An 18,760-nucleotide genomic window follows, 5' to 3' on the forward strand; every position below is an offset into this window, starting at 1 on the left:
TCGATTCCCATGACGGCGGCATTGCGGCATTTACAACGCGGTTAATAAAAAACCGCATGAAAGAGGTGCTTTCATCCACAGGTGCGCCCCCTGAGTTTCTTGCCGGTTATCGGCATTTCCGCTAGTCAAGCACCATGGGAAAAGATCTTGTACCTCCGTCCGGCGGAGACGATAATATTCATCCGGTCGATTTGAAGGCGGCGCTTGAAGAGCGCTACCTCGCTTACGCCTTGTCCACGATCATGCATCGTGCGCTGCCGGATGTGCGTGACGGCCTGAAGCCGGTGCACCGCCGCATCATTCACGCCATGAGCGAAATGGGTATTCGTCCCAACTCGGCCTTCAAGAAATGCGCGCGCATCGTCGGTGACGTGATCGGTAAGTTCCACCCGCATGGCGACCAGTCGGTCTATGATGCGCTGGTGCGTCTCGCGCAGGATTTCTCGCAGCGTTATCCGATCGTCGACGGGCAGGGCAATTTCGGCAACATCGATGGCGACGGCGCCGCTGCCTATCGTTACACCGAAGCGCGCATGACCGATGTGGCCGCGTTGTTGCTGGAAGGCATCGGCGAGGATGCGGTGGACTTCCGCGCTACCTACAACGAGGAAGACGAAGAACCCGTCGTACTGCCGGGCGCTTTCCCCAATCTGCTCGCCAACGGCGCCTCCGGCATTGCGGTGGGCATGGCGACATCGATCCCGCCGCACAACGCCCATGAACTGTGCGACGCGGCGCTGCATCTCATCAAGCATCCCGATGCGACGGTGGAGAAGCTGGTGGAATTCATTCCCGGCCCCGACCTGCCGACCGGCGGGGTGATCGTAGAGAGCCGCGAGAATATTCTCGATGCCTATAAGACGGGTCGTGGCGGTTTTCGCGTCCGCGCGAAATGGGAAACGGAAGATCTCGGGCGCGGCGGCTACCAGATCGTCATCACCGAAATCCCGTTCCAGGTCCAGAAATCGCGCCTGATCGAAAAGATCGCCGAGCTGCTGATCGCCCGCAAGCTGCCGCTTCTGGAAGATATCAGAGACGAGTCCGCCGAAGACGTTCGCATCGTGCTGGTGCCGAAGAACCGCACCGTCGATGCGACGCTTTTGATGGAATCGCTCTTCCGCCTCTCCGACCTTGAAAGCCGTCTGCCGCTCAACATGAACGTGCTGTCGCTCGGCAAAGTGCCGAAGGTGATGGCGCTGAACGAGGTGCTGAGCGAATGGCTGACGCACCGCAAGGACGTGCTGGTCCGCCGTTCCCGCCATCGTCTGGCGGCCATCGACCGCAGGCTCGAGATTCTGGGCGGCCTTCTGGTTGCCTACCTCAATCTGGATGAGGTGATCCGCATCATCCGCGAGGAGGATGAGCCGAAACAAGTGATGATGGCCAAGTGGTCGCTCACCGACAACCAGGCCGAAGCCATCCTCAACATGCGGCTGCGCAATCTGCGCAAGCTCGAAGAAATCGAAATCCGCAAGGAACACGACGAACTCAGCAGCGAGAAGGCCGAAATCGAGGCGCTGCTGGCTTCCGATGAAAAGCAGTGGCAGACCGTCGCCTGGGAAATCGGCGAGGTCAAAAAGAAATACGCCAAGGCAACCGAGATCGGACGTCGCCGCACACAGTTTGCGGATGCGCCTGATGCCGATATCGAGGCCATCCAGCAGGCGATGATCGAGAAGGAACCGGTCACCATAGTCATCTCGCAGAAGGGCTGGATCAGGGCGCTGAAGGGGCACATGTCCGATACCTCGGCGCTCACCTTCAAGGAAGGCGACGGCCCGAAGCTCGCCTTCCCGGCGCAGACCACCGACAAGTTGCTGCTTTTGACCACCGGCGGCAAGGCCTATACGCTCGGCGCAGACAAGCTGCCGGGCGGGCGCGGTCACGGTGAGCCGATCCGCATCATGGTCGATATGGAGAACGATCAGGACATCCTGACCGCCTTCGTCCATGATCCGTCGCGCAAGCTGCTGCTCGTCTCCACTGCCGGCAACGGTTTCATCGTGCCGGAAAGCGAAATGGTTGCGAATACCCGCAAGGGCAAGCAGATCATGAACGTCTCCATGCCCGATGAAGCCAAGCTCGCGGTGCCGGTCACGGGCGACCATGTCGCCGTCGTCGGCGAAAACCGCAAGCTGCTGGCCTTCCCGCTCTCGCAGGTGCCGGAAATGTCGCGCGGCAAGGGCGTGCGCCTGCAACGCTACAAGGATGGCGGCGTGGTGGATGTGAAATGTTTCGCGCTGGCCGAGGGCCTCAGCTGGTCCGATACGGCTGGGCGCCTGTTCAACAAGGTCGGTGAGGAATTGCGCGAATGGCTGGCCGACCGCGCCACTGTGGGCCGCACCGTGCCGAAGGGCTTTCCTCGGAGCGGGAAGTTTGGTGGGTGATAACTGATTGACGTTCCCGGCACCGCCGGGACGTTTTCAATTGTGTTTGTTTGGTCGTCAAACCAAGCGAATGCTTATGGCTCCGCAAGCGTTTTCAAGGCAACGTGATACTTGCGCACTATTTATTCTTCTTCCGGCTTATAAACCTCCCACCCGCGCGGCGTCAGATGCTCCTGCGGATGGTAGCGGGTCTTGTAGCCCATCTTTTCCGAACCATCGACCCAGTAGCCGAGATAGACATGCGGCAGGCCGAGTGCGCGGGTGCGGGTGATATGATCAATGATCATGAAGGTGCCGAGCGAGCGCTTTTCCAGATCGGGATTGAAGAAGGAATAGACCATCGACAGGCCGTCGCTCATTACGTCGCTGAGCGCCACGGCCAGAAGCTCGCCGCGTTTGCTGGAATCGATGCCGGAGCCGGGTTCGCGCACGCGATATTCGATGATGCGTGTGTTCACATGCGTGTCTTCCACCATGATCGCATAGTCCAGCGCCGACATGTCGGACATGCCGCCCGACTGGTGGCGGTGGTCGAGGTAGCGGCGAAACAGGGCGAATTGTTCGGTGGAAGGTTCGGCGGCATGAACCGTGGCGACGACATCCCGGTTGGCGGCAAGAACGCGCCGCATCGATTTCGTCGGCTGGAACTGCTCGGTCAGGATGCGCACGGAGACGCAGGCGCGGCAGGTTTCGCAGGCAGGGCGATAGGCGATGTTCTGCGAGCGCCTGAAACCGCCCTGGGTCAGAAGATCGTTCATTTCCGAGGCGCGCGGGCCGACGAGATGGGTGAAGACCTTCCGCTCCATCTGGTTCGGCAGATAGGGGCATGTGGCCGGCGCCGTAAGATAGAATTGAGGAGAGGGCGTCGCCTGCGTGTTCATCGAACCGTGATCGCCTCCTGCGTCTGTTAGAAAGCGCGCCGCAATTTCACGGGGTCGTCGGCAGCGCTTCAAGCGACATGTATAATGTCACAGCATGGCAAAATGACGGAAAACGTCAACTGCGAGATGAGGTATTAGCCGGGTTGAAAGCCACGTTTGCGTGGCTTTCCCCTATATCAGCGCGTTCTGACGATGACGGTGCCGAGCAGGAAGTCGTGAACGAGGCGCGAGCGCTCGGTAAACAGGCCTGCGAGCAGGATCAACGGCGTCAAAACCGAGTTGATGATCCAGAAAAGCACGATGTGCACCGTCGCCAACAGGAAATCGATTCGCTGCCCGTCCATCCGCGCCATCGCAATCCCCATCGCCCGCATGCCGGGTGTGGCCTGGGAGGGGCCGCCGAGCGAAACACCGAAATAAAGCACCGCGACGATAACGAACAGCGCCGGGTAGAGGAAAAAGCCAAGACCGAGCGTGATCACGCCGAGAAAGAAAACGATCACGGCCGCCGGGATGCACAAGAGGAGAACGATCGCGTAGTCGATCAGGAACGCGAAGACACGCCGGCTCAGGACGCCGCTATAGGCGCGCCAGTCATCCGGTGCGGCATAGGTGGGGTTCTGTTCCAGGCTCATCGGTCGTTTTCTCCTGAGAGGGTCTGACAGCTCGGCATAATCGCCGTGTCAGCAGTGAATATGGGAAGAAAACGACCGAATACAATAAGCCCGGCTGTCAGCCCTTTGCCAGTTTGCGTGCGGCCTCGATGGCGAAATAGGTGAGAATACCGTCGCAACCTGCACGCTTGAAACAGAGAAGCGTTTCCATCATCACGCGCTCGCCATCGATCCAGCCATTCATGGCCGCCGCCTTGATCTGGGTATATTCGCCGGACACCTGATAGGCAAAGGTCGGTAGCCCGAAATTCTCCTTCAGCCGCCAGCAGATATCGAGATAGGGCAGGCCGGGTTTTACCATCAGCATATCGGCACCTTCTTCCACGTCGAGCGCTGCGTCGCGGATCGCCTCCATGCCGTTGGCGGGACTGATGTAATAACTGTTCTTGTCGCCCTTCAGCAGGCCGGCGGTGGAGATCGCTTCGCGATAGGGCCCATAATAGCCGGAGGCAAATTTCGTCGCATAGGCCATGATCCCGACATTCTGATGCCCCGCGGCATCGAGGCCGCGACGGATGGCGCCGATACGGCCATCCATCATCTCCGACGGGGAGATAATGTCCGAACCGGCCTCCGCTTGCAGGATGGCGGCCCGGACGACTTGCTCGACCGTTTCGTCATTGACGATCTCGTCGCCACGCAGAATCCCGTCATGCCCATGGCTGGTGAAGGGGTCGAGCGCGACATCGGTGATCATGCCGATATTTGGAACGGCTTTTTTGACTGCGATCGTCGCCTGGTTGATGAGATTATTGGCCTCGAGAGCATTCGAGCCGGTCTCGTCGCGCAGCTCCATCTCGATATTCGGAAAGGTCGCGATTGCGGGAATGCCGAGATCGGCGGCTTCCTTCGCCGCTTCCACCAGCCGGTCGATGCTCATGCGGTTGACGCCGGGCATGGCCGGAATGGGCTCGATAATATTGCTGCCCGGCACGATGAAAACCGGCCAGATGAGGTCATCAACGGTCAGGCGATTTTCCTGAACCAGACGGCGCGTCCAATCCGCCTTGCGATTGCGCCGCATGCGGCGATGGCCGGTGATCTCGTCGACCAGATGCGTTTTGTCCTGCATGTTAGAATGTCCTTCGATCAAATCTGGAAAGCTGCATAACATGAAGCGTGGCCCATGCGAATGCGACAATCTTCCCTCATCGCCTGCCTGACTGATGATGATGTTTTGACAAGGCAGGCGGTGGGATTCAATATGGACTGGTCGCCCGCCCGTCGAGACCTTATCTTCCGGCCATGGAACCTGATTCTCAACCTCTGCCAAAACGCCCGCTGACGGAAATCCTGTTTCTGGTCTTCATGAGACTGGTGGCGGTTTCCTGTTTCTGGTTCGGCCTGCAATATTGGGCGATGCTGACGGGCTATTCGCTTGGCGGTCATGGACGGTTCGATATGCTGAACCTGCCCTGGCGCGTGGCGGGCAGCGCGCTGGCGGTTATTTTCCCGGTGGCGGCCCTCGGTCTGTGGCTCGGCGCCTCCTGGGGCGCGGTCATGTGGGTCATGGGCGCCGGCACCCAGATCGCCATGTATAAGGTGTGGCCGCATATCTTCGGGGCCAACACGCTGGTGCCAGTCATGCACGGTCTCGTGGCAACCATTTATATACTGTTCCTGGTCGCTTTCTGGCTGGATCACCGCCAGAATGAGGAACGCGCAAGAATTGATTTACCATAAGAATAAAGCAATTCGGCCTGTTTTCGGGCCGGTTTTTTCGGTTAAGTCATTGATTTATATTGTTCTTGCTCAGGCCATTCCCGCTTCGCCACAAGTTCGGCCCCTTTGGGAAAATGCAGGTAACCATTTGTTAATCGTAGCTTTTAAGTAGAATTTTATGCGCATTGATTAGGTTCTCACTCAAGGCGGGAGACAAACAAACACACCGCCAAACAAAACAGTGAGGCAGTCATGATCAATAGCAAAGTTAAGCCGCAGGCCGTTGTTGCCGACGCACACGAAGATACCATCCGTTCGCTCTACATGGAGTCGCTGCACCTGGTGGAACGCCTCCACCGCCGCCTCCTCGATGTCATCAAGGACGAATTCGACCGTCAGGGTCGCGATGACGTCAACGCCGTTCAGGCCCTGCTGCTGTTCAACATCGGCAATTCCGAACTGACGGCCGGCGAACTTCGTTCCCGCGGTTATTACCTCGGCTCGAACGTCTCCTATAACGTCAAGAAGCTGGTCGACCTCGGCCTCATCAACCACCAGCGTTCGCGTGTCGACCGCCGCTCGGTCCGCATCAGCCTCACCGAAGAGGGCCAGGAAATCGCCGAAACGGTTGCCCGCCTTTATGAACGCCACGTCGGCTCGATCGAAAAGGTCGGCGGCATCGGCACCGGCGAGTTCTCCGAAATGAACAAGCTGCTGCAGCGCCTCGATCGCTTCTGGAACGACTCGATCGCTTACCGCCTGTAATTCCGCGACGGTTTCACTGTTTAAGCCGGGGGCATTCTGTGCTCCCGGCTTGCGGATTCTACGCGTCACCGCCACGCGTTTTTGCCTGTCAAGCCCGACCATCCGCAAAGCCTTCGCCCTGTTTTTCAGGGGAACACAGCTTTGTGAGAAGAGGGCCGTGACACGAATCGGCCATATTGATATGGGACGCGCAAGTCTAAGGAGCCGGCTGTTTCTCCTGTTGTTGCGGCAAGTGCCGATTGTACTGCCAGACACCAGCGCCCTGATCATGCGTATCGGGCATTACCGGCCGGCAGACACGTTGTACGTGTTTGTTAATCATATTGATTTAGGCATTGTTCAGAATGCCGAAGAGAGTGGCTGGTAGGTAGAATGACAAAGAAATCCGTTTCCGATCCCGTATCGCGCCGCACGCTTCTGCGTTCGGCGGTTTCCGTTGGTGTTGCCGCGCTTGCCGCGCCGGCCTTGGCGCAGGATGCGTTTAACGACCTGATGGGCTCTTCGCGCCGCGGCAACTGGGATGACCAGTTCGACGCCAATACCTCGCGTTCGGCCGTGGGCGTGGTTTCCAACAATCCGGTTCTCGGACGGGAAGCCCCGATCTACATGCAGCAGGCGATCATGCAATATCAGCAGATCGTTCAGAATGGTGGCTGGCCGGACGTGCCCACGTCCCAGCAGCGTCTCCAGATCGGCGTCTCCGATCCTTCCGTGCAGGCGTTGCGCCAGCGACTGATGGTATCGGGCGACCTGCCGCGCGAAGCCGGCATTTCCAGCGCCTTCGATTCCTATGTCGATGGCGCGCTGAAGCGTTTCCAGGCCCGTCATGGCCTTCCGGCTGATGGCGTCAGCGGCGAATACACCACCAAGGCGCTCAATGTTTCCGCGCAGATTCGTCTCGCGCAGCTGCAGACCAACCTCGTGCGCATCCAGTCCATGTCCGGTGATCTCGGCCAGCGTCACCTGATGGTGAATATTCCGGCTGCTGCCATCGAAGCGGTTGAAAATGAGCGCGTCGTCCTGCGCAACACCGCCGTTGTCGGCCGCGCCAGCCGCCCGACCCACGTCATCAATTCCAAGATTTACGAAGTCATCCTCAATCCTTACTGGACCGCGCCGCGTTCGATCGTCGAAAAGGACATCGTGCCGCTGATGCAGAAGGACCCGACCTATCTGGAGCGGAACAACATCCGCCTCATCGACGGCAAGGGACAGGAAGTCTCGCCGACCACGGTCGACTGGTTCGCGCCCAAGGCTCCGAACCTGATGTTCCGTCAGGATCCCGGCAAGATCAACGCCATGTCCTCGACGAAGATCAACTTCCACAATCCGAACAACGAATATATGCACGATACGCCGCAGCAGGGCCTGTTCAACAAGCTGATGCGTTTTGAATCGTCCGGTTGCGTGCGCGTGCAGAATGTTCGCGATCTGACGTCCTGGCTGCTGCGCGACACGTCCGGCTGGTCGCGCCAGGAAATGGAACGCGTCATCGCATCGCGCGTCAACACGCCGATCAAGCTCGCGCAGGAAGTGCCTGTCTATTTCGTCTACATCACCGCATGGTCGGCGAAGGACGGCGTGGTTCAGTTCCGCGACGATATCTACGGCAAGGACGGCAATGCCGAACTGGCGCTCAACACGACGGCAGGCATGGAGCAGCCGGCAGGTGCGGTGGACGACGATCTCTTGCCGCGCAACTGATCGGGCTTTTTTGCCGTCAGCGTGGAATTGTGGGCGAGGGGAGAGGTGATCGCTGGAAAGCCGGCCAGTCCCTCCGCCGTCATCCTCGGGCTTGTCCCGAGGATCTAATCACCTATCGTAAAATAGAAGCGTTGCAGATCCTCGGGACAAGCCCGAGGATGACGCGAGTGTGTGGCTTGGCCGCGCATCATCGAAGCGCCGCCTTTATTTTCCGTCGTATCCTGTTTTTCATAAAAACATCTGTCACTTTTCGCCGCAACGTCGCAGTTTGACGGGCAAATCTCGCTGCCCGTATTGCTCTTGTCCGGGCAGGGCGCTAAGACGCCATCGCATTACTGTTTCAGGAGCCTTCACCATGTCGAACACAGATGCTTTCTTCTCCCGTCCGCTTGCCGAAGTCGATCCGGATATTTTCGGCGCGATCGAGAAGGAACTGGGTCGCCAGCGCCACGAGATCGAACTGATCGCCTCGGAAAACATCGTTTCCCGCGCCGTGCTTGAAGCGCAGGGTTCGATCATGACCAACAAATATGCCGAAGGTTATCCGGGCAAGCGTTATTACGGCGGCTGCCAGTTCGTCGACATCGCTGAAGAGCTTGCCATCGAACGCGCCAAGAAGCTGTTCGGCGTCAACTTCGCCAACGTCCAGCCGAACTCCGGTTCGCAGATGAACCAGGCCGTGTTCCTCGCGCTGTTGCAGCCGGGTGATACCTTCATGGGGCTCGACCTGAACTCGGGAGGCCATCTGACGCACGGGTCGCCGGTCAACATGTCCGGCAAGTGGTTCAATGTCGTGTCCTACGGCGTGCGCGAAGGCGACAACCTGCTCGACATGGACGAAGTGGAGCGCAAGGCCAAGGAAACCCGGCCGAAGCTGATCCTCGCCGGCGGCACGGCCTATTCGCGCGTCTGGGACTGGAAGCGTTTCCGCGAGATCGCCGATGAAGTCGGCGCTTACCTCATGGTCGACATGGCCCACATCGCCGGTCTCGTCGCCGGTGGCCAGCATCCGTCGCCGTTCCCGCATTGCCACGTTGCCACCACCACCACGCACAAGTCGCTGCGCGGCCCGCGTGGCGGCATGATCCTCACCAATGACGAGGATCTGGCCAAGAAGTTCAACTCGGCAGTATTCCCCGGCCTGCAGGGCGGCCCGCTGATGCATGTCATCGCCGCCAAGGCGGTTGCCTTCGGTGAAGCATTACAGCCGGAATTCAAGGACTATGCCGCTCAGGTCGTCAAGAACGCCAAGGCACTGGCCGAAACCCTGATCGAAGGCGGCCTCGATGTCGTCTCCGGCGGCACCGACAACCACCTGATGCTGGTCGATCTCCGCAAGAAGAACGCTACCGGCAAGCGTGCGGAAGCAGCCCTCGGCCGCGCTTACGTGACCTGCAACAAAAACGGCATTCCTTTCGACCCGGAAAAGCCTTTCGTCACCTCTGGCGTCCGTCTCGGCACGCCGGCCGGCACGACGCGCGGTTTCAAGGAAGCGGAATTCCGCGAAATCGGCAAGCTGATCGTCGAGGTTCTCGACGGCCTGAAGGTTGCCAATTCGGACGAGGGCAATGCCTCGGTCGAGGCTGCGGTGCGTGAAAAGGTTGTCAGCCTGACCGACCGTTTCCCGATGTACCCTTACATGTAAGGAAAGAAGACGATGCGCTGCCCCTTTTGCGGTTCCGAAGACACACAGGTCAAGGACTCGCGTCCGGCGGAGGACAACACCTCCATCCGTCGGCGGCGCATCTGCCCGGATTGCGGCGGCCGCTTCACGACCTATGAGCGCGTGCAACTGCGCGAGCTGATGGTCATCAAGAAAAGCGGCCGCAAGTTGCCTTTCGATCGGGAAAAGCTGGTGCGATCCTTCGAGATCGCGCTGCGCAAGCGCCCGGTTGACCGCGACCGGATCGAGCGTGCCGTCTCCGGCATTGCCCGCCGCCTGGAAAGCTCCGGCGAGACGGAAATCCCCTCGGAAGAAATCGGCCTGCAGGTTCTGGAGGCGCTGAAAAGCCTCGATGACGTGGCTTTTGTGCGCTACGCCTCGGTCTATCGTGATTTCAGCCATGCCGAGGATTTCGAGAACGTGATTGCCGAAATCAACGCCAAAATCGCCCGCGATACGGACGCCGGAGTGTAGACGTGACGAGCCGTGCCGATGACGAAAAATTCATGGCAAGGGCAATCGAGGTTTCGCTTCGCCATCAGGGCCAGACGCTGACCAATCCCTCCGTTGGCTGCGTGCTCGTCAAAGACGGGAAAATCATCGCCGAAGCCGTGACCGCCATCGGCGGCCGGCCCCATGCTGAACGGCAGGCGCTGGAAATCGCCGGCGAGGCGGCCCGTGGTGCTACCGCCTATGTGACGCTCGAACCATGCTCGCACTGGGGCAAAACCCCGCCATGCGCCAATGCCCTGGTGGAATACGGCGTCGCCCGTGTGGTGGTGGCGGTGGATGATCCGGATGAGCGCGTTTCGGGCCGCGGCTATACGATTTTACGGGATGCCGGCATTGTGGTGGAAACCGGACTGCTGCGTGCCGAGGGGAAGCGGGCGCTTGCCGGTTACCTCACACGCCAGGTGAAAAAACGCCCGCATGTGATTCTGAAGCTTGCCGTTTCTGCCGATGGCATGATCGGCCGGGAAGGCGAGGGGCAGGTGGCGATTACCGGTCCTGAGTCGCGGCATGCGGTCCATGAACTGCGGGCGCGTTGCGATTGTATTCTCGTCGGTATTCGCACTGCGATAGCGGATGACCCGGAACTGACGGTGCGGATCGCCGGCATGGAGCAGCGCTCGCCGGTGCGCATCGTGCTGGACCGGCAGTTTGAATTGCCGCTGACGTCGAAGCTGGTGCGGAGTGCGCGTGAAATTCCGGTGGTGGTTGCCGCTTTACCCCCCTCTGCCCTGCCGGGCATCTCCCCCGCAAGGGGGGAGATCGATGGAGCGCCATCTAGCCCTGCATCGACGGGCAGAGAGGGTGAATCGAAGGCGAGATTTAAGCGCGAGGCTAGCCCTTTGCCGATCTCCCCCCTTGAGGGGGAGATGCCCGGCCGGGCAGAGGGGGGTAACCCCGACCACCGCCGCCAACTCCTGAGCAACGCCGGCGTGCAAATCCTAGAAGCGCCATCGCTCGAAAACCTCCTCCACATCCTCGCCGATAGCGGCATGTCGGAACTTCTGGTCGAAGGCGGCGCCTTTGCCGCAAAATCATTCCTTGAAGCCGGGCTGGTGGACCGTATCATGCTGTTCGAAAGCCCTGTCGTGATCGGTGAGGCCGGCATTGAAACGCCGCTTCGTCATGCCGATATCACGGGCGATTATGCTCTGGTCAGCGAAACCGCCTATGGGCCGGATCGCTGCTTCGATTATGAAAGGCCGATTTGATGTTTACCGGAATTGTCACCGATGTCGGAACCGTGTCCGAGCTGGAAGCGCTGCCGGAGGGTGTCCGCCTGCGCGTGGCGACCAATTACGATCCGAAGACCATCGATATGGGCGCATCGATCTCCCATGGCGGCGTGTGCCTGACGGTGACGAAGCTGCCTGATGACGGCAGCAATGAACGCTGGTACGAGGTCGAGGCGTGGGAAGAGGCGCTGCGCCTCACGACCATTGCAGGCTGGAAACAAGGCACCCACGTCAATCTGGAGCGGGCGCTCAAGATCGGCGACGAACTCGGTGGCCACATCGTCTCCGGCCATGTCGATGGCAGGGCGGAAATCCTGTCGGTCGAATCGGAAGGTGAGGCGGTGCGTATTCGCCTGCGCGCGCCTGCGCATCTGGCGAAATTCGTTGCCCCCAAGGGCTCCGTGGCGCTCGACGGTACGTCGCTCACCGTCAATGCCGTCGAAGGCACCGATTTCGACGTGCTGCTGATCCGTCACACGCTTGCCGTGACCACCTGGGGTGAACGACAGCCGGGTGATTTCGTCAATTTCGAAGTCGATACGATGGCGCGTTATGCCGCCAGGCTAGCGGAGTTTCCTTCGGCGTCAACCCGGCAGGAGCCCATTGCCTGAAATGCGGATTCTGGTGGTCCTCGCTCATCCACTGGAGGAAAGCTTCGCCGCGGGCGTTGCGGAGACAATACGGCGCAAACTCCTCGCGAACGGGCACACGGTCGATTTCCTGGATCTCTACCGAGAGAATTTCGATCCCCGGCTGACATCTGCCGAGCGCGCCGGTTATTTTCAGCCGGACTACGATGTTTCGGAGGCCGAGCCCTTCGTCTACCGTCTCCAGCAGGCGGATGGGCTTGTGCTGGTTTTCCCTCAGTGGTGGTTCAATTTTCCAGCGATCCTTAAAGGGTATGTCGATAGGGTTTTTGTTCCCGGCGTAGCCTTCGACAACGATCCGGCTGGTGGTCGACTCCGTCCAAAGCTTAAAAATATTCGCGTGTTGTGGGCCTTTACCACGACTGGCTCTCCATGGTGGATCGTGCATCTATATATGGGTAACCCCGTGAGAAGGCTGCTTGAGCGGGGCATCGCTGCATTTTGCGCGAGAGGTCTCGATTTCAAGCTGGTTAATCTCTACGATATGGACCGGTCGAACGAGGAGAAACGACGGGCGCATCTGGCACGAGTCGAGATGCTGGTCGGTCGCTTGTGAGCAGGAAAGCCATTTGCAGTCTACTTTCGGCCAAATGAGGTAGGGAAACCATCATGCCGTCTTTTGAACTGCTGACAGCCTTTTTCATCACCACTGCCCTGTTTGCCTATATTCCCGGCCCGGCCATGCTTTATGCGGCCGCGCAAACCATGGCGCGTGGCCGGTTTGCCGGGTTGATGGCGGTGCTCGGCATCCATGTCGGCTGCTATTTCCATATCTTCGCGGCGGCGGCGGGCCTTTCGGTGCTGTTTCAGGCGGTGCCGTGGCTTTACCTCGCGGTGAAGCTGTGTGGCGCGCTTTATCTGGTCTGGCTCGGTTTCTCGATGGTGCGCAGCAAGATGGAAGGGGAGGCGGTCAATCTGACCATCGAACCGAAATCGGCACGTCGCGCGTTCATCGACAGCATCATCGTTGATGTGCTCAACCCGAAGACCGCGCTGTTTTTTCTTGCCTTCCTGCCGCAATTCGTTGATCCCACCGCCGCCTTTCCTGTCTGGCTGCAGTTCCTGATCCTCGGCATCGCCGTCAATCTCATCTTCTCGTCTGCCGATCTGGTCGGCGTGCTTCTGGCGGGCGCCATGGTTGGGCGTCTGAAACGATCCAGCACCGTGCAGGCTCTGGCCCGCCGCGCCGCCGGAACGGTGCTCATGGGACTTGGGGTCCATCTGGCCTTCCAGAAAAGCTGATTTTTCAGCCGCACCGCATGCATATCAAGCCTTGCAGGATGCTGTGCAAACGGGTCATGCTGCGCGGGCAATGCATGAAAATACTTGCCAAGAACGGCCAGCCGTGGTTTGACCGCCGCAAATACCGGTATGATCCGGCGTAAAGCTTTTCGGGAAAATCCCCAGGAACCCTCACATGTCCAAACCCCATCTTCTTATCGTGGAAGCACGTTTTTATGACGATATGGCGGATGCCCTTCTCGAGGGCGCGAAGTTCGCGCTCGAGGAAGCTGGCGCCACCTATGACGTCATCACCGTTCCCGGCGCGCTGGAAATCCCTGCCGCCATCGCCATGGCGCTCGATGGAGCGGACAATGACGGCACGGAATATGACGGCTTCGTCGCACTCGGCATGGTCATTCGTGGCGAGACCTATCACTTCGATATCGTCTCCAACGAATCCTCCCGCGCCCTGATGGATCTCGCCGTCAGCGAATCGCTGCCGATCGGCAACGGCATCCTCACCGTCGAAAATGACGAGCAGGCCTGGGCGCGCGTGCGCCGCTCCGACAAGGACAAGGGCGGTTTCGCTGCCCGTGCGGCGCTCACGATGATCGAGCTGAAAAAGAAACTGGGTGGCTGAACGCATGTCGGATGTTGAAAACGGCGGCGAACCGCGCCAGCCTTCGGTAAAGCCCGCAAACCAGCGCGGCGCGGCCCGTCTTGCGGCCGTGCAGGCGCTTTACCAGATGGATGTCGGTGGAACCGGCGTGATGGAAGTCGTTGCCGAATATGAGGCGCACCGTCTGGGCCAGGAAGTCGATGGCGACACCTACCTGAAGGCCGATCCTTCGTGGTTCCGTTCGATCGTCTCGGGCGTCGTGCGCGATCAGACGAAAATCGATCCGCTCGTGCGCTCAGCCCTTCTGGAAGACTGGCCGCTTTCGCGTCTCGATGCCACCGTGCGCGCCATCCTGCGTGCCGGCACCTTCGAGATTCTGGAGCGTAAGGACGTGCCGGTTGCCGTCATCGTCACGGAATATGTCGAAATCGCCCGCGCTTTCTTCGAACATGACGAGCCCAAGCTGGTGAACGCGGTTCTGGACCGCATCGCCAAGCAGGTGCGCGGCGAGGCAAAACGCTGAAATAAAAACAGGTGAGGAAGAGATGAGCGCGGTTTCCGTCCCCGGACTAGAGGTTCAACTGGACGAGGCGAAGCGCAACGTCTTCCTTCTGACCATGGCGCAGGCGATCATGGGATCGGCCGCGCCTTTGAGCTTTTCGGTCGGCGCGCTCGCGGGTTATCAGTTGCTCGGCGCCGACAAGTCGCTGGCAACTGCGCCGCTCACCGGCTTCAACATCGGCGTGGCGTTTGGTGCCATCTGCGTTGCGGCTGCATCCCGTTTCCTCGGCCGCAAGGCCGGCTTCATGGTCGGCGCGCTGATGTGCTCCATCGGCGGCGGCATCGCCGCAGTCGCGCTCTTCCGCTCGGATTTCTGGCTGTTTGCCGTCGGACTGCTGCTGATCGGCATTTCTGGCGGCTTCACGCAGAAAATCCGCTTTGCGGCGGCCGACGCATCGCCGTCCTTTTACAAGCCTAAGGCAATCTCGTGGATTCTGGCGGGCGGCATCATCTCCGCCATTGTCGGGCCGCAACTGGCGATTCTCGGCAAGGATCTGCTTGCGCCGGTCACTTTTGCCGGCGCATTCATCGCGCTGGTGCCGCTCGGTCTCGTTTCGATCGCCATTCTGGCGTTCCTGAAATTACCCGACCCGAAGGCCGCGTCCATCCATACGGAGGCGGTGAGACCCCTGTCGGAAATCGTCCGTACCCAGCGTTTCGTCACCGGCATGATCTGCGGCATCGGTTCTTACGCCTTGATGACCTTCATGATGACCGGTGCGCCGCTTGCCATGGTGGTCGGCTGCGGTTTCCCGACCGAACTCGCCACGCTCGGCATCCAGTGGCACGTTCTCGCCATGTTCGCGCCGAGCTTCTTCACCGGCATGCTGATTTCCCGATTCGGCGCGGAAAAAATCGTGGCGGCTGGCCTCATCGTGCTGATGGCCTGCGCCGTCGTCGCCCATATGGGCATAGAACTGTGGAATTTCTGGGCAGCACTCGTTCTGCTCGGCCTTGGCTGGAATTTCGGTTTCATCGGCGCAACCGCCATCATCACATCAAGCTACCGCCCGCATGAGGCGGACAAGGTGCAGGGATTCCACGATATCGTGCTGTTCGGCACGGTGGCGTTGTCGTCCTTCTCCTCCGGCAAGGTGTTTACGGCCTGGGGCTGGTCGGTGATGAACCTTGTCATCTGGCCGGTTGCGGGCCTTTGCCTCGTGCTCGTCCTGTCGCTCCTGCTGAGGTCGCGCACGAACGCTGCGTAAGGTCGCGCTCGTTCTCTACCCCTTTCATGTTTCAGGCAAATTTGTGGGCTTGACGCCGCACCTTTCGCCAACGCAATCTTGCCGCGCAGGTCGTTTTTCCTTGGGAGGGGAATAAATGGCCACGACAGGACCTGGAGTGCGTTTCATCGCCCGGTCCTTGCACATGGTTCGCCACGCCGGGGAGGGAGTGAGACCCGGCCTTTTGGGAGGTAAGTGCGCATGACCGTAATACCCATAGTAATTTTATGCGGTGTCCTGTCCGTGGTTTACGCGGTATGGGCGACCAAGAGTGTTCTCGATGCCGATCAGGGCAACGAGCGTATGCGTGAAATAGCAGGTTATATCCGTGAAGGCGCACAGGCTTATCTCACCCGTCAATATCTCACCATCGCCGTCGTCGGACTGATCGTCGCCATTCTGGCCTGGTATCTCTTGTCCTCCATGGCGGCCATCGGCTTCATCATCGGCGCGGTTCTGTCTGGTGTCGCCGGTTTCGTCGGCATGCATGTTTCCGTGCGCGCCAATCTGCGCACCGCGCAGGCCGCCTCGCACAGCCTTTCCGCCGGTCTCGATATCGCCTTCAAGTCGGGCGCCATCACCGGCATGCTGGTGGCGGGTCTCGCGCTGCTCGGCGTCTCCATCTATTATTACATCCTGACAGCAGTGATGGGCCATCCGGCCGGCTCGCGTGAGGTGATCGATGCGCTGGTGTCGCTCGGCTTCGGCGCCTCGCTGATCTCCATCTTCGCCCGTCTCGGCGGCGGCATCTTTACCAAGGGCGCCGATGTCGGCGGCGATCTCGTCGGCAAGGTCGAGGCCGGCATTCCCGAGGACGACCCGCGCAACCCGGCAACCATCGCCGACAATGTCGGCGATAACGTCGGTGACTGCGCCGGTATGGCGGCGGACCTGTTCGAGACCTATGCCGTCTCTGTTGTCGCGACCATGGTTCTCGCCGCGATCTTCTTTGCCGGAACGCCGATACTGGAAAGCGCCATGGTCTATCCGCTGGCGATCTGCGGCGCCTGCATCCTGACCTCGATTGCCGGCACGTTCTTCGTGAAGCTCGGCACCAACAACTCCATCATGGGCGCACTCTACAAGGGGCTCATCGCCACCGGCATCTTCTCCGTCGTCGGCCTAGCGGTGGCAACCTATGCCACGGTCGGCTGGGGAACGATCGGCACGGTGGCCGGCATGGAGATCACCGGCACCAACCTCTTCTTCTGCGGATTGGTCGGCCTCGTCGTAACGGCGCTGATCGTCGTCATCACCGAATATTATACCGGCACCAACAAGCGGCCGGTCAACTCCATCGCCCAGGCATCGGTTACCGGCCATGGCACCAACGTCATCCAGGGCCTCGCGGTCTCGCTGGAATCAACGGCGCTGCCGGCCATCGTCATCGTCGGCGGCATCATCGCAACCTACCAGCTCGGCGGCCTGTTCGGCACAGGTATCGCCGTTACCGCCATGCTCGGACTGGCGGGCATGATCGTGGCACTCGACGCCTTCGGTCCGGTCACGGACAATGCCGGCGGCATTGCCGAAATGGCCGGTCTTGATCCGGATGTGCGCAAGGCGACCGACGCGCTGGATGCCGTCGGCAACACCACCAAGGCGGTGACCAAGGGTTACGCCATCGGTTCGGCCGGTCTCGGCGCGCTGGTATTGTTTGCGGCCTATGCCAACGACCTGTCCTATTTCGCGGCTAATGGCGATACCTATCCTTACTTCAAGGACGTCGGAGAAATCTCCTTCAGCCTCGCCAATCCTTACGTGGTTGCCGGCCTGCTGTTCGGCGGTCTCATCCCCTATCTCTTCGGCGGCATCGCCATGACGGCCGTGGGCAAGGCGGCAAGCGCCATCGTCGAGGAAGTCCGCCGCCAGTTCCGCGAAAAACCCGGCATCATGGCCGGTACGGAGAAACCTGATTACGGCAAGGCCGTGGACCTGCTGACCAAGGCTGCGATCAGGGAAATGGTCATCCCGTCGCTTCTGCCGGTTCTGGCGCCTCTCGTGGTTTATTTCGGGGTGCTGTTGATCTCGGGCTCCAAGGCATCAGCCTTTGCCGCGCTGGGTGCATCCTTGCTGGGTGTCATCATCAACGGGCTGTTCGTGGCAATTTCCATGACGTCTGGCGGTGGCGCATGGGACAATGCCAAGAAGAGCTTCGAAGACGGCTTCGTCGACAAGGACGGCGTGCGCCACGTCAAGGGTTCCGAGGCGCACAAGGCGTCGGTGACGGGCGACACGGTTGGTGATCCCTACAAGGATACCGCAGGTCCAGCCGTCAACCCGGCCATCAAGATCACCAATATCGTGGCGCTGCTGCTGCTGGCGGTTCTTGCCCACTAAAGGCTACTGTTTCCGACAAATGAAAAGGCCCGGGGAGCGATCCCCGGGCCTTTGAATTTTCCGTTCCTGCCGCGATCAGGGGGTGTTGCCGCCCTGGCCGAGAATGCTCTTGGCTATGTTGGAGCCCGAGGTGCCGCCAGAGAGCAACTGCTGCAGGAAGGTGAGATCCTTGCCGCCGGTCGGCGTGGTGCGCGAAATCGTATCGAAGACCTTGCCGTCCTGCAGCGCGTAATTGGCCTTGCGCTCGATCACGCCGTCCTTGTTGAAATAGATCGCGAGAATGTTCTGCTCCACCAGCGACGGCTTCATGAAGGCCACGCGGCGCACGCGCTTCTGCGAGATGTAATAGAATACCTCGTTGCCGAAGGTCGCCGTGGTGGAGGGCGTGCCCATGGTCAGGAGAACCTGCTCGCGGCTGGAACCTTCCGGGATCAGCTGCAGCGATTGGTCGTCCATGACGTAGCCGTTGTGGAATACATCTGTCGTGCTGGTGCAGGCGGAAAGCAGGCCGGATGCGAGCACGATTGCGATGGCGGTTTTGCTCAGAATTTTGCCGTGACTTGCGGATTTCTGCTTGCTCAACTGCTTTTCCCCGACTGCGATCATGAATGGCACCTTCCGGCATTGCTTGGTGCACAGTGTCTGTGCACATGATTGTGTCA

General features: G+C 60.0%; 19 protein-coding genes. 15 read left to right on the forward strand and 4 right to left on the reverse strand.

The features are described from left to right. Nucleotides 1–134: 134 nt before the first annotated feature. A complete protein-coding gene (gene parC, locus CFBP5499_RS04990; RefSeq protein WP_080825343.1) occupies nt 135–2,387 on the forward strand; it encodes a DNA topoisomerase IV subunit A in 2,253 nt (750 codons plus the stop codon). Between the two features lie 122 nt (nt 2,388–2,509). Here the strand turns inward: parC and CFBP5499_RS04995 are convergent, their stop codons facing one another. The 3 genes from CFBP5499_RS04995 to hemB form a co-directional block, all read right to left on the reverse strand. Further along, nucleotides 2,510–3,268, reverse strand: coding sequence for an arginyltransferase (locus CFBP5499_RS04995; RefSeq protein ID WP_080825342.1), 759 nt, complete (start codon nt 3,266–3,268; stop codon nt 2,510–2,512). Between the two features lie 176 nt (nt 3,269–3,444). Next, nucleotides 3,445–3,903, reverse strand: a complete 459-nt coding sequence (locus CFBP5499_RS05000) for an RDD family protein (protein ID WP_080825341.1) — start codon at nt 3,901–3,903, stop codon at nt 3,445–3,447. A gap of 97 nt (nt 3,904–4,000) precedes the next feature. Next, entirely contained in the window at nt 4,001–5,014 is a 1,014-nt protein-coding gene (gene hemB / locus CFBP5499_RS05005) for a porphobilinogen synthase (RefSeq protein WP_080825340.1), read from the reverse strand. A gap of 173 nt (nt 5,015–5,187) precedes the next feature. Here hemB and CFBP5499_RS05010 point away from each other — a divergent pair, with 173 nt between their 5' ends. From CFBP5499_RS05010 to CFBP5499_RS05075, 14 genes are all read left to right on the forward strand, one after another. Next, a complete protein-coding gene (locus tag CFBP5499_RS05010) occupies nt 5,188–5,625 on the forward strand; it encodes a DUF6163 family protein (RefSeq protein ID WP_006312832.1) in 438 nt (145 codons plus the stop codon). A gap of 234 nt (nt 5,626–5,859) precedes the next feature. Next, nucleotides 5,860–6,369: a transcriptional regulator LdtR gene (gene ldtR / locus CFBP5499_RS05015; protein WP_175416762.1), complete on the forward strand. Its 510-nt coding sequence runs from the start codon at nt 5,860–5,862 to the stop codon at nt 6,367–6,369. Nucleotides 6,370–6,526: 157 nt separating this feature from the next. Continuing rightward, nucleotides 6,527–6,736: a hypothetical protein gene (locus CFBP5499_RS05020; protein WP_130932445.1), complete on the forward strand. Its 210-nt coding sequence runs from the start codon at nt 6,527–6,529 to the stop codon at nt 6,734–6,736. Between the two features lie 5 nt (nt 6,737–6,741). Further along, complete coding sequence (locus CFBP5499_RS05025; RefSeq protein ID WP_080825336.1) at nt 6,742–8,073, forward strand: L,D-transpeptidase family protein; 1,332 nt, start codon at nt 6,742–6,744, stop codon at nt 8,071–8,073. A 355-nt stretch (nt 8,074–8,428) separates the two neighbouring features. Further along, nucleotides 8,429–9,718, forward strand: coding sequence for a serine hydroxymethyltransferase (gene glyA / locus CFBP5499_RS05030; protein WP_080825335.1), 1,290 nt, complete (start codon nt 8,429–8,431; stop codon nt 9,716–9,718). Nucleotides 9,719–9,730: 12 nt separating this feature from the next. Next, nucleotides 9,731–10,210 carry a transcriptional regulator NrdR gene (nrdR, locus tag CFBP5499_RS05035; RefSeq protein WP_006312828.1) on the forward strand — a complete coding sequence of 160 codons (480 nt, stop codon included), beginning with the start codon at nt 9,731–9,733 and terminating at the stop codon, nt 10,208–10,210. 2 nt (nt 10,211–10,212) lie between these two features. Beyond that, nucleotides 10,213–11,457, forward strand: coding sequence for a bifunctional diaminohydroxyphosphoribosylaminopyrimidine deaminase/5-amino-6-(5-phosphoribosylamino)uracil reductase RibD (ribD, locus tag CFBP5499_RS05040; RefSeq protein WP_137066248.1), 1,245 nt, complete (start codon nt 10,213–10,215; stop codon nt 11,455–11,457). Then, nucleotides 11,457–12,092: a riboflavin synthase gene (locus CFBP5499_RS05045; protein ID WP_080825334.1), complete on the forward strand. Its 636-nt coding sequence runs from the start codon at nt 11,457–11,459 to the stop codon at nt 12,090–12,092. Before ribD ends, CFBP5499_RS05045 begins: the two co-directional genes overlap by 1 nt. A 1-nt stretch (nt 12,093) precedes the next feature. After that, a complete protein-coding gene (locus tag CFBP5499_RS05050; RefSeq protein WP_080825333.1) occupies nt 12,094–12,684 on the forward strand; it encodes an NAD(P)H-dependent oxidoreductase in 591 nt (196 codons plus the stop codon). Between the two features lie 53 nt (nt 12,685–12,737). Continuing rightward, on the forward strand, nt 12,738–13,370 hold the full coding sequence (locus CFBP5499_RS05055; RefSeq protein WP_080825332.1) for a LysE family translocator: 633 nt from the start codon (nt 12,738–12,740) through the stop codon (nt 13,368–13,370). Between the two features lie 175 nt (nt 13,371–13,545). After that, nucleotides 13,546–13,992, forward strand: a complete 447-nt coding sequence (locus CFBP5499_RS05060) for a 6,7-dimethyl-8-ribityllumazine synthase (protein WP_006312824.1) — start codon at nt 13,546–13,548, stop codon at nt 13,990–13,992. A gap of 4 nt (nt 13,993–13,996) precedes the next feature. Continuing rightward, entirely contained in the window at nt 13,997–14,494 is a 498-nt protein-coding gene (gene nusB, locus CFBP5499_RS05065) for a transcription antitermination factor NusB (protein ID WP_010971444.1), read from the forward strand. Nucleotides 14,495–14,516: 22 nt separating this feature from the next. Further along, nucleotides 14,517–15,740: an MFS transporter gene (locus tag CFBP5499_RS05070; protein WP_080825331.1), complete on the forward strand. Its 1,224-nt coding sequence runs from the start codon at nt 14,517–14,519 to the stop codon at nt 15,738–15,740. A 219-nt stretch (nt 15,741–15,959) separates the two neighbouring features. After that, on the forward strand, nt 15,960–18,098 hold the full coding sequence (locus tag CFBP5499_RS05075; protein WP_080825330.1) for a sodium-translocating pyrophosphatase: 2,139 nt from the start codon (nt 15,960–15,962) through the stop codon (nt 18,096–18,098). Nucleotides 18,099–18,173: 75 nt separating this feature from the next. On the opposite strand, the gene CFBP5499_RS05080 is transcribed toward CFBP5499_RS05075, so the two are convergent. Next, nucleotides 18,174–18,704: an outer membrane protein assembly factor BamE gene (locus CFBP5499_RS05080; RefSeq protein ID WP_080825329.1), complete on the reverse strand. Its 531-nt coding sequence runs from the start codon at nt 18,702–18,704 to the stop codon at nt 18,174–18,176. Nucleotides 18,705–18,760 lie beyond the last annotated feature (56 nt).

The organism is Agrobacterium tumefaciens, from assembly GCF_005221325.1.
Taxonomy (GTDB): Bacteria; Pseudomonadota; Alphaproteobacteria; order Rhizobiales; family Rhizobiaceae; genus Agrobacterium.

What these genes read in the sequence shown, in the direction of transcription:
- CFBP5499_RS05000 (WP_080825341.1), bottom strand. Translation starts at nt 3,903, where the DNA reads ATGAGCCTGGAACAGAACCCCACCTATGCCGCACCGGATGACTGGCGC.
- CFBP5499_RS05050 (WP_080825333.1), top strand. Translation starts at nt 12,094, where the DNA reads ATGCGGATTCTGGTGGTCCTCGCTCATCCACTGGAGGAAAGCTTCGCC.
- CFBP5499_RS05055 (WP_080825332.1), top strand. Translation starts at nt 12,738, where the DNA reads ATGCCGTCTTTTGAACTGCTGACAGCCTTTTTCATCACCACTGCCCTG.
- nrdR (WP_006312828.1), top strand. Translation starts at nt 9,731, where the DNA reads ATGCGCTGCCCCTTTTGCGGTTCCGAAGACACACAGGTCAAGGACTCG.
- CFBP5499_RS05025 (WP_080825336.1), top strand. Translation starts at nt 6,742, where the DNA reads ATGACAAAGAAATCCGTTTCCGATCCCGTATCGCGCCGCACGCTTCTG.
- glyA (WP_080825335.1), top strand. Translation starts at nt 8,429, where the DNA reads ATGTCGAACACAGATGCTTTCTTCTCCCGTCCGCTTGCCGAAGTCGAT.
- hemB (WP_080825340.1), bottom strand. Translation starts at nt 5,014, where the DNA reads ATGCAGGACAAAACGCATCTGGTCGACGAGATCACCGGCCATCGCCGC.
- nusB (WP_010971444.1), top strand. Translation starts at nt 13,997, where the DNA reads ATGTCGGATGTTGAAAACGGCGGCGAACCGCGCCAGCCTTCGGTAAAG.
- CFBP5499_RS05070 (WP_080825331.1), top strand. Translation starts at nt 14,517, where the DNA reads ATGAGCGCGGTTTCCGTCCCCGGACTAGAGGTTCAACTGGACGAGGCG.
- CFBP5499_RS05010 (WP_006312832.1), top strand. Translation starts at nt 5,188, where the DNA reads ATGGAACCTGATTCTCAACCTCTGCCAAAACGCCCGCTGACGGAAATC.
- CFBP5499_RS05045 (WP_080825334.1), top strand. Translation starts at nt 11,457, where the DNA reads ATGTTTACCGGAATTGTCACCGATGTCGGAACCGTGTCCGAGCTGGAA.
- CFBP5499_RS05075 (WP_080825330.1), top strand. Translation starts at nt 15,960, where the DNA reads ATGACCGTAATACCCATAGTAATTTTATGCGGTGTCCTGTCCGTGGTT.
- CFBP5499_RS04995 (WP_080825342.1), bottom strand. Translation starts at nt 3,268, where the DNA reads ATGAACACGCAGGCGACGCCCTCTCCTCAATTCTATCTTACGGCGCCG.
- CFBP5499_RS05080 (WP_080825329.1), bottom strand. Translation starts at nt 18,704, where the DNA reads ATGATCGCAGTCGGGGAAAAGCAGTTGAGCAAGCAGAAATCCGCAAGT.
- parC (WP_080825343.1), top strand. Translation starts at nt 135, where the DNA reads ATGGGAAAAGATCTTGTACCTCCGTCCGGCGGAGACGATAATATTCAT.
- CFBP5499_RS05060 (WP_006312824.1), top strand. Translation starts at nt 13,546, where the DNA reads ATGTCCAAACCCCATCTTCTTATCGTGGAAGCACGTTTTTATGACGAT.